The organism is Eubacterium ramulus, from assembly GCF_003122485.1.
GTDB lineage: Bacteria > Bacillota > Clostridia > Lachnospirales > Lachnospiraceae > Eubacterium_I > Eubacterium_I ramulus_A.
In genome coordinates, this window is sequence record NZ_JRFU01000097.1 from 1 (window position 1) to 5,920 (window position 5,920).

Sequence of the window (5,920 nt, forward strand, 5' to 3'; positions counted from 1 at the left end):
TGAGACTTGGTGCGTGATTCTGGTCAGCGAAAGCTGACATATTCTTCTCAGAATCACTGCACATCCCCGCGGAGCATTTATCTCAGTCGGAGATTGTACTCCCACTGAGAAAGACTTGTTATTACTCATCACTTGCAGAAGTGGGAGTCTTCTCGACTGAGATAAATGTGATATGATCTCCAGGTGTTAGACTTTACAGGTCTGACATCTGGAGGTTTTTTCAGATTAAAATTATAACAAATTAAAGGGAAGGAGAAATTTATTATGAAAAAGAGACTTTTGGCATTATCAATGATTGCCGCAATGACTGCCGCAATGCTTGCTGGATGTGGCACAGCAGGAGACAGCAACAATGGAGGCACAGCTGATACAAAATCTGCATCAGCAGAAGCGAATACCTCAAAAGATGATTCCGGGGAATATCCGGAGTACAAATTCGGAACCAATATATGGGGATCTGGTTCTTATGTATTGGAGTCAAATGCAAAGACAGCAAATGTCAATTATTCAGGACTTGGTATCACGGTCGATGGTATCAGCAATGAATTTACTGCAGACAAGATTACAACAGATGTTCAGACACAGATATCTGATGGATGCCAGGCAATTCTGGAAATGTGTGTAACACCGCCCTCCTTTATGTCTGTATCACAGATTTGTGAAGAAAATGGAATTCCGTTTGTTCTTTATGATAAAACACCGGGTGATGAAGCTACAAAAGCAGCAGTAGAGAGCAAATCTACCTATGCAGGAACAATTGTATGTTCAGATTATCAGTTCGGTTATGAAATTGGTCAGAAGTGTATTGAAGATGGATGCAAAAAAGTTATTTTAGTAAGATCATCCATCGGTGATGCGTCCCATGATGAACGAGAAAAAGGCTTTACCGCAGCGTTTGTAGATGAAGGTAAGGGAGAAATCCTTGGCTCTGCAGTATGTGCAAACCCTGGTGAAGCTGTAGATAAATCCAACGATGCAATTACAGCATACGGACAGTCTGCTGATTGTATCTATGCATTAGGTTCCGATTTTGCAACAGGTACGATCAATGCGATCGCAGCAAGATCTGATTCTTATTCCAAAGAGCTTAAGATCTATACCACAGATTTTACTCCGGATATGGCACAGCTTATTCTGGATGGAAAACTGGCAGCACTTAACGGTGGACAGCTTGAGGAGTGTTCTGTGGCAGCAGCACTTGCATGCAACTGGCTGGATGGGCATCCAATCCTTGATGAAAACGGAAAAGCGCCGTTCTTTAACCAGATGATGCCGTGTACGATCGATGAAACAAATGCGCAGGCATATGTTGACAAGATGGAATCCGGTGAGCCGATCGTTCCTCAGGAGTACTACAAAAACTTACTGTACAGATATAATCCGGATGTAACATATGATGATTTTGTAGAATTCCTTGAGAATTATTCACAGATCTACATGGATGGTATTTCAAGATAATTATATATGAAATTAAGATAATGGTTTTGAATTAAGCTAGAGGTTACCGGATCGGATAGAATCTTATCCAATCCGGTGATTTTTTAGAGGGGGATCGTATTGATGAGAGCTAAAGATAGTAAAAAAAGTACTATTAGTCTCCTGATAATTATTGCAGTTGTTATTGCCGTAATGTTTATTATCAATGTTATTTGTAAATATAACTTTCTTACGGTAAATAACTGGATGCTTATTATCGCGGGGGCGGTTATTCCTACTTTTACAGCATGGGGATTATGTTTTCTGTTTGCTGCCAATGTAACGGATTTTTCCATCGGTGCTATGGTTATTCTGGGAGCAAATCTTGCAGGTACATGGGGAAACAGTGTTGGTATCCCGGGAGTCCTGGTTGGCGGTCTTTTGATTGGTATCTGTCTTACAATGGCTAACTTTCTGGTATTTAATCTTTCGAAAATTCCGTCATGGATTGCTGGTATGGGAATGACTCTTATTTATGAGTCTATCGGTGTCGTATATTCGAATAAACGTTTGGCTGAAGGAAAACAGGTCGTTCAGCTTGAAAATGAACTTAGAATTTTTGGTATGTCACCATGGATCTATATCATTCTTATTATTGGCGGAATCGTGGCTTACATTTTATATAATAAGGCTTCTGTTGGAATCAATATCCGTGCGGTCGGAAACAATCCGCATGTGGCAAAACAGATGGGAATCCCGATTATGAAAACACTGTTATGCTGTGGTCTGATCGCAGGAATCTTTTTCGGATGCTCTGCATTTCTTACAGAAAGTTATTCCGGACGTGCAACGGCGGCCGCAGGATTATCATCTATTTCAAATATTTTCCAGGCGCTGGCAGCAGTCCTGCTTGCACAGGTTATGCAGAAAAAGATCAATATCACGATTGCTATTCCGATTTCTACCATACTGATCATGGCAATCTTTAATGTTCAGACGCAGCTTGGTGTCCGCTCAGGAACCTATCAGCAGGTTGTGCTTGGTGCAATCGTTCTTATCTTTGGAATCATTGCCCAGAGAGGTGCGAAGGGGGTTGTTAAATAATGGCAGAAATTATTCTTGATATTAAAAAACTTAACAAAAGCTTTGGACCGACACATGCAAATGTAGATATTGATTTTCAGCTTGAGGCTGGTGAAGTAAGAGGTCTTGCCGGGGAAAATGGATCTGGAAAATCGACACTTCTTTCACAGATTGCCGGAATGTATCCTTATGACAGTGGAGAGATGATACTTCACGGAAAACCTTATAAACCGACAAGCCCTGTCAGTGCCAATGAGAGCAAAGTAGCGATCATTGTACAGGAATTAGGTATGGTCAGCAACCTTCCTGCCGGCATTAATATTTTTCTTGGAAAGACGAAAAAATGCTCACATTTTGGTCTTGTAAACAATAAGATGATCAAGGCACAGGTGGAAGAAATTACAAAAAAATGGGAACTTCCGTCAATTGACCTGAATGTATCGGCCGGATACATGAATATTGAGCATAGAAAAATGGTTGAGTTAGTCCGTGCACTTTCTGCAGATCCGGATATCCTTATTCTTGATGAGGTGACGCAGTCACTTTCGCAAGATAACAGAAAATGCCTGTATAAACTGATCCGGAAATTTAAAGAGCAGGGACGTTCTATTATCCTGATCAGCCATGATATTGAGGAAATGATCGAGATTACAGATACGATTTCCATTCTCCGGGATGGTGCACTTCTTGACACCGTGAAAAGTAAGGATATTACATCTGATGAGTTGAAGCAGAGAATGGTTGGCCGAAAGCTGGATGGAGATTATTATCGTGATGACCATGGACCAAGCTATGAAGATGATGTTCTTCTTGAAGTGGGTGAGATGTGTACAGAAAATGGTCTGGAAGACATTTCTTTTAAATTGCACAAAGGACAGATCTTGGGATTTTGTGGTTTATCAGATTCTGGAATTCATGAGATTGGAAAGGCTGTATATGGAATAGACAAGCTTACAAAAGGACGGGTACATCTTAATACCTGCAACATAGATATTAAAAACCAGGAAGATTCCTTATACAATCGGGTTGGGTATGCGCCAAAAGACAGAGATACGGATGCATTGATGATGGATGCTCCGATCTGGGAGAATTTTACACTGCCTTCACTGAAAGAAGCTGAGGGAAAGAGCAAAAGGCTCAACATGTCCTGGCTGAATCATCTGGCATTGGATGCAACAAAGGAGTATCAGGTAAAATGCAGGGATGTATATCAGAACATGAGAGAACTTTCCGGAGGTAACAAGCAGAAAGTAAATCTGGGACGCTGGCTGTTAAAGGATCTGGATATCCTGATCGTTGATTGCCCGACACGTGGTGTAGATGTTGGTGTTAAGGCGTATCTGTATGATTGTCTGAAAAAAGCAAAAGCGAAAAACCTTGGAATTATAATGATTACTGATGAATTAGGTGAAGCGATCGGTATGTGTGACGATATTATCGTAATGAAAGATAATAAAATCGTCAAAAGCATAGAGCGTGGACCAGAGTTTAAGGAAGAAATTATTATCGAGGTGATGATCTGATGAAAAAAAGATTTGAAATAAAAAATTGGATTTCCGTAATAGTGCTGGCTGCTCTTTTCGTTGTGCTTGGAACGATGTCAGGTGGGAAATTAATCACACCTCTTAACATTAAAAATCTTCTGGAGCAGTCACTGCCAATCATTATCGGAGGTGCCGGAGTTATTTATATTATTGCAATGGGAAGTACAGATCTTTCCATTGGTGGTACAGCAGCGGTATCAGCAACCGCAGCGTGTATGGTGGCAAGCCGCTTTGGGTTTGTCTGGTTTTTCCCGGTATCGATTGCGATCGGACTTGGAATTGGGCTGTTAAATGGTATTGTGGTCAGCAAGTGCAGGGTATCATCCTTTATGACAACACTGGCGATGCTGATTGGATTGAAGGGTTTGCTGGCTGCTTTGGTTGGCGATAACATTATTATTGCACCAATGCAGATCATAGCATTGAATAAGATTCAGTTTAAAGTTGTCTTTACAATCGTGGTTGTTGTTGTATTTGGGTTCATCTTTGAATCGACACGATTTGGACGTTATTGCAAAGTAATGGGTGAGAATGAGCAGATGGTGCTTTCCATGGGCGTCAATGTCAATAAAATACGTATTATCGCATATGTGATATCCGGATTTATTGGTTCATTGGTAGGTATTATGATGCTGATCCAGCAGGGAGGATCCAGTACAACCATGGGATCATTCCTGGAAATGAAAGTTATGATGGCAATTTATCTTGGAGGCGTTCTGGTATCCGGTGGATTAAGTTCCAAGGTTTACAAGATGATCATAGGGGCCTTTACGATCTCAGTAATGGTTACCGGATTATACCTTGCGGGTATCAGTCCGGATTACTTAAATGCGATCGAAGGTGTTCTTTTGATGATCGTGCTTTTCCTTACAATGAGATTTAACAGAGGAAAAGGTCGTACAGAATAGTAAAAAAGCGGCTCATGAAATTTGTTTTGTGGGCTGTTTTTTATAAGACAACCAAGAGGTGGTTTTTTATGACAATTCAGCAGATACAGTATTTTCTAATGGCTGCTGAAAAAATGAGTTTTACAGAGACTGCAAAAGTAATGTATGTTTCACAGCCGGCAGTCAGCAGGCAGATTTCACTGCTGGAGGAAGAAATTGGTCTGGAGCTTTTTCGGCGGAACAAATCTACCTTACAGCTTACTGGAGCGGGGGAACGTCTGGTAGCGTTTTTCTCAAAAACCTTTCAGGAGTACAGAGAGATTAGAAACGAATTAAAAACAGATGCGCATAAGTTAAGCGGTGTGGTGACACTGGGAAGCACAGCCGTAGGATAAGATGAATGTAACTTAACAAAACAGAAAGGATGCAGGTATTTTATGAAAAACTGGTATATTACCGGTGCATCTACTGGATTGGGGCGTGAATACGCAGAAGCAGCATTAAACAGAGGTGATCAGGTGGTCGCCGTGTCGATTGATCCGGAGAATATGCAGGATTACAGGGAACGATATGGGGATCGGGTTTTTGTACAGGAATTAGATGTTACCGACCGCGAAGCAGTTGAGCGAAGCACAGAAGCAGAAAAATGGAAAGCAGATATATAACAGCAGGGGATAAAAGATAAATCCGATCATGGAGAAGGAGATTATTATGGGAAAATTTGAAAGTAAGTTTGATATTTATCTTAACACGGAAGATCCGGCAATTGTCAGAAATATGATTGACAAATATCCGTTTGCAGGCGTGTGCTGTAATCCACAGATGGTGTCCCGTCTTGGAAGACCTGATTTTGCAAATATTGTCAAAGAGCTTCGGGAAGCAACTGGGGAGAGAAAATTATTTATTCAGACACCGTCCAATGATTATGACGGCATTATGCGGGATGCGGAAGCAATTTTAAAAATTTCCGGAGATCCGACAGTGATAAAA

Annotated in this window: 6 protein-coding genes and 1 pseudogene; all 7 read left to right on the forward strand. The window is 41.0% G+C overall.

Features of this window, described 5'->3' with window-relative positions; all coding sequences use genetic code 11:
- The first annotated feature begins 264 nt into the window (after window positions 1-264).
- On the forward strand, window positions 265-1,458 hold the full coding sequence (locus LG34_RS08475; protein WP_109215701.1) for a sugar ABC transporter substrate-binding protein: 1,194 nt from the start codon (window positions 265-267) through the stop codon (window positions 1,456-1,458).
- A gap of 102 nt (window positions 1,459-1,560) precedes the next feature.
- Entirely contained in the window at window positions 1,561-2,520 is a 960-nt protein-coding gene (locus LG34_RS08480; protein ID WP_109215702.1) for an ABC transporter permease, read from the forward strand.
- The gene (locus tag LG34_RS08485) at window positions 2,520-4,022 is read left to right on the forward strand and encodes a sugar ABC transporter ATP-binding protein (RefSeq protein WP_109215703.1); all 1,503 of its coding nucleotides are present in this window, start codon (window positions 2,520-2,522) and stop codon (window positions 4,020-4,022) included. The genes LG34_RS08480 and LG34_RS08485 overlap by 1 nt, the downstream gene beginning before the upstream one ends.
- On the forward strand, window positions 4,022-4,951 hold the full coding sequence (locus tag LG34_RS08490; protein ID WP_109215704.1) for an ABC transporter permease: 930 nt from the start codon (window positions 4,022-4,024) through the stop codon (window positions 4,949-4,951). The genes LG34_RS08485 and LG34_RS08490 overlap by 1 nt, the downstream gene beginning before the upstream one ends.
- A 68-nt stretch (window positions 4,952-5,019) precedes the next feature.
- Complete coding sequence (locus LG34_RS08495) at window positions 5,020-5,325, forward strand: LysR family transcriptional regulator (RefSeq protein WP_181369331.1); 306 nt, start codon at window positions 5,020-5,022, stop codon at window positions 5,323-5,325.
- 42 nt (window positions 5,326-5,367) lie between these two features.
- The gene (locus LG34_RS08500; protein WP_109215706.1) at window positions 5,368-5,595 is read left to right on the forward strand and encodes an SDR family NAD(P)-dependent oxidoreductase; all 228 of its coding nucleotides are present in this window, start codon (window positions 5,368-5,370) and stop codon (window positions 5,593-5,595) included.
- A 46-nt stretch (window positions 5,596-5,641) separates the two neighbouring features.
- A pseudogene (locus LG34_RS08505) lies at window positions 5,642-5,920 on the forward strand (hypothetical protein); the annotation flags it as partial.

Excerpts from the sequence above, each read along its gene's own strand:
- LG34_RS08495 (WP_181369331.1), top strand. The coding sequence starts at position 5,020 with ATGACAATTCAGCAGATACAGTATTTTCTAATGGCTGCTGAAAAAATG.
- LG34_RS08500 (WP_109215706.1), top strand. The coding sequence starts at position 5,368 with ATGAAAAACTGGTATATTACCGGTGCATCTACTGGATTGGGGCGTGAA.
- LG34_RS08485 (WP_109215703.1), top strand. The coding sequence starts at position 2,520 with ATGGCAGAAATTATTCTTGATATTAAAAAACTTAACAAAAGCTTTGGA.
- LG34_RS08490 (WP_109215704.1), top strand. The coding sequence starts at position 4,022 with ATGAAAAAAAGATTTGAAATAAAAAATTGGATTTCCGTAATAGTGCTG.
- LG34_RS08480 (WP_109215702.1), top strand. The coding sequence starts at position 1,561 with ATGAGAGCTAAAGATAGTAAAAAAAGTACTATTAGTCTCCTGATAATT.
- LG34_RS08475 (WP_109215701.1), top strand. The coding sequence starts at position 265 with ATGAAAAAGAGACTTTTGGCATTATCAATGATTGCCGCAATGACTGCC.